Source organism: Pseudoalteromonas luteoviolacea NCIMB 1942 (assembly GCF_001625595.1).
Lineage (GTDB): Bacteria > Pseudomonadota > Gammaproteobacteria > Enterobacterales > Alteromonadaceae > Pseudoalteromonas > Pseudoalteromonas luteoviolacea_A.
In genome coordinates this window covers 1-4,090 of record NZ_AUXT01000013.1, presented here as the reverse complement: position 1 = coordinate 4,090, position 4,090 = coordinate 1, and the positions used below count along the sequence as shown (strand labels likewise).

1 protein-coding gene is annotated in these 4,090 nt (G+C 39.3%); it reads right to left on the bottom strand.

Translation table 11 applies throughout. The features are described 5' to 3' along the window. On the bottom strand, positions 1 to 4,090 hold a 4,090-nt coding region (locus N482_RS25090), incomplete at both ends, for an RHS repeat domain-containing protein (RefSeq protein WP_063375423.1).

Below are 4,090 nucleotides of genomic sequence, written 5' to 3'. Positions count from 1 at the left end.
CGCCCGATAACTGGATCATAGTATCGTGCCTGCATATAACTTAGGTTGATGTCTTTATCGAACTTATGGCCCGTATAGCCCACATCATCTTTCGGCTCGTTTATTGTTTCACCAAACGGCCGATAGTGCTGACGACTTTCAGCCAATGTTTGTGGAGTAACGTCACCATATTTTGCAACGAGCTTTTTACCTAAGTAGATATAATTTGTGCCATTACCTGAGGCGCTGCCTTTTTCTCTGTATAGCAATGTACCGCCTTTACTGTACATTGAATACTCGGTATGACCATCACTATCAGTTTTCTGAACTCTGCGATTATGACCATCATACAAATAGGCATTACCTTTTGCTGACCTCATTTGATTCGCTAAATTATAGCTTAACTCAAAGCTACCATTATTCGTGACATTACCTCTGCTGTCGTAAGCGATACTGCCATATTTACCTGTAATACCGGCAACACTCGTTAAGCGGTTAGCCTCATCGTCATAGGTATAAGTTAAGCTGCGGTCTTTAGATGAATAGGTTTTAATGTTACCAATTGCATCATAAGTCATTGTAGAGTTGCCGATATCAGCCCCACCAGTGGTACTTATTAATCTATCTAAACCGTCATAGGTTAAGTTAGAAAGAGAGTAAGTACTTTGTACGCCATTTGTGATTGACATCACATTCATGTTGTTGTCGTAGGTATAGCTTAGATTGACAAGGTTAACACTGTTACGCGTATCTGAAATTGATGTAGGTAGCAGTGATGTAGGATGAAGTTCAGTCTTATGCACTACACCATTACCGTACGTAAATGAGTTTATCTGACCGTTAGGATAATAAACCGCATCTTTGGCAAATACTTGATGTTCAGTACTACCTAATTTGTAGATTGCTTGTGTCGCTTCACCAAAACCATTGGGCGCAAAATTAACATACGTACCGTCTGGGTAGGTGATAGATTTACGGTGTTGCAGCGCATTGTATTCATAATCAATACTTAGAGAACTATTGCCATCAATAAACAACAACTCATCTTCTAACAAGTTTTGATTATTGTAGTTGTAAACATGCTCAACATCACCCGATTTAATTGAAGTCAAATTACTATTATTGTCATAACTATAGGTAACATTAGGTGTTGAATCAGGGTAAGTAATCGACTTTAAACCACCTAAATTATCGTAGGATAGTACGGTACTGTTAGTCGGCTTTGTAGTAACACAGGCTGTGTTGCTTGCACCTTGCTTCTGCCAAATAACTTGACCTAACGCGTTATGTTTTAGCAGTGTGTTACCTACATCAGGGCGCTGGATTAAACAAAGTTGTTTGTTTGCGTCATACTTTCTGGTTTCTGTAACAGACTTATCATCACCTGATTGAGTAATGCTGTGAACTAGTCCAAAAACATCTACGTTCATGTCTGTGGTCACGCCCTCTGGCGATTCAATTTTTATTGCTATATCGTAACTCTGACTGCCAAATGCTTGATAAGTCGTCGTCGTAGAATCAGTTGTATTCGCTGTATTTTTGCCCGCGTCTGTGAAACGAATACGGTTACCACTCAAGTACTCATAAGTAACAAAGCCTAAACCACTTGTACTGACTTTTTCTTTTCTACCCAGTGCGTCGTAGACTGTCGTAACCCCCTTTGTTTCTGTCAGGCTGTCACTTAAGTGAGAAGTAAAAGTTGGTAAGTTTCTATAATCATAGGCAAAGTTCTGATATCGTGTGATGCTGTTTACTGTGTCTTTTAAAGTGGTCGACTTAAGACGCAGTAAGCTGTCATAGCTTTCAACCGTTTCAAAGCTTACATCATCGATACATGCTGCTCTGGAAGTATTTAAGGTACAACGCTTGATGGTGCGTGTATTTTTCGTATCATCCCAAACAAATTGCGTATCTTGCCAATTGCCAAAAGTACTGTCATTGGCTAAGTCGATTGATGTTAATCGGCCTATTGAGTCATAAGTATAGTTTGTTTCTACGCCATTAAAGTCTGTTTCTTTGGTCACCCAACCGTTGTAATCCACCTCTCTGAGAAAAGTAATGTTGCTCGCAAGCTCAGGGCTTGGCTGGGTTATGTTTTGAGGTAATCCTCTTTTATAATTTGCAAGTTCAATGAATATATTGCCAGAGCCAGTGTTGCGTGCATAATTCATCTCTTTTCTTTTCAATTTACCGTCATCGTGATAGCTAACATAGGAATAGCTATGTAAGCCATTGATGTATTGTTTAAAGGGTAATAATTGATTATTGGCATTCGAAAAGCGACTGTAATCCCTCTTAGACACGGTGAAGTAGTGCGTATCATTGGATGAAACCTGTTTTTCAGTTGGTAAGTTTAACACCCAGTTGTCTGTGTCTGATGTATGCTTATATTTTACGTACTTCTTTTTTGTGTTAATCGTGTTTGAGTACACCGCTTTTTCAAACACATTGTAACTATTGAGTTCGCTAAACGTACTTGTATAAGTATCGTCATTTTGTATAATTTGTCGTTTTTCGGTCAGGACTTTTTCTCGCCCTAATCTAGTGTTGAATCCATTTCGGGCAATAGATCCACCAAAATAATGTCCTTTTACATGGTAAGTTTTTTGTACACTCAAACGATTTCCAGCCGCATCAAAGTGCTCAATGGCCTCAAGCTGCCCTTCTTTAAAGGAACTTGCGTTTCTATTAAAGTAATATTTTTCAACTGAATTGTTAGGGTTGACCACCGTTGTTCTAGCATGCAGTAGTCTATTGATGTTTTCAGGGATATCTCCCTGTAGCAGGTAATGATGGTTGTATTTAGCTGGATCTTCTGATTCCCGCCTTATTGTACCTAAAGTTGCTGAGTAGTCGTAGGTCCAAGTATATTTGTTCGTACCATTATATGTGATTTCTTTTTTCTCCAGTGCGTAAAAGTTTGTACATGAACTGGGTAAACCTTCGTATTCATAAACTGATTTAAGCAGAAGTCGCGTTGCATTTGCTTTGTATATTTCGAACTGTCCAAACTGATACTCTATTTTTGCGCCGTCAGGGTGTATAACACTCATTACGTCAGTATCAGTTAGCATGGGTGGACATGCTTCATCATCATATTGTGGATTTATGTCACCTTTAACTTGACTTAGGTTGTATACCCATTTTTTATTGTCGGGCTGTATGACCTCATAAGCACCCGTTGACTTTTTCTCATACAGCCAACTCCTATTTCCCGCAGTCACCTTAACCTGCCCAGCCACTGGGTATGTCACTTTGATTGACCGCCCATCACTACCGCTTATTTCCTTTAACAAGCCAGAAGCATGGTATGTGTAGTCGACGCTGTTCCCGAATCTATCCTCGACTTTTGATACCAGCATTTGATGTAAGCGTTTAAAGTAGGTCTTGTTAATCAACTTAATCTCGCGGGTATGCCTGTTTCTAATGGATTTTTTTAAATAGCGATTGAAGTAATATTTATTGCCAGTGGGCGAGACAGCTAAGAAGCCTTCTTTGTCATTTTCTTTATAGCACTTTATCCTCCAGCCTTCTTTTGTGACGTATTTATATTCATCATCAACGAGTACCTCATTGTTGTAAGCCAAAGTAGAACTGACTTGTCCTGGGACTATCAACTTTAAGCCCGAGGTATAAAACTCCGCATCTACTATTGCATATACGTATTTATCTTTAACATTTGAATAGTATCGATAAATCAAAACACCTGGGTCTTGTTTCCCAGAGCAATACTTAACACTTCCATTTCGCCAAGCCTCGGGTTCTTCCCCATCTGGTAACATATACTCCATTCTAGGAAAATCCTGTACCCAACCATAAAAGTCTGGTTGATAGATGTCGTATCGTGTTCGATATGCCACTTCCAAATCGAAATTCCCCGGCAAAAATGCATCTACTCTTTCAAAATGTACAGAGCCTGTGTTTAGGTCAATTTTTTCATTGGCCAGATTAACCGTATGAGGCGATATGTAATAAGTGGGCCGCCCTTTTTTTAAGAAGTGATTTGCGAGGTTCTCTTCACTAAAAGAGTAAGGAGGTGTTTCGTCATCATAGCCTTCGCAAATAGCTGAAAAGGGCAACAAAATAGTAAGTACAAATAACGTTCGTTTTA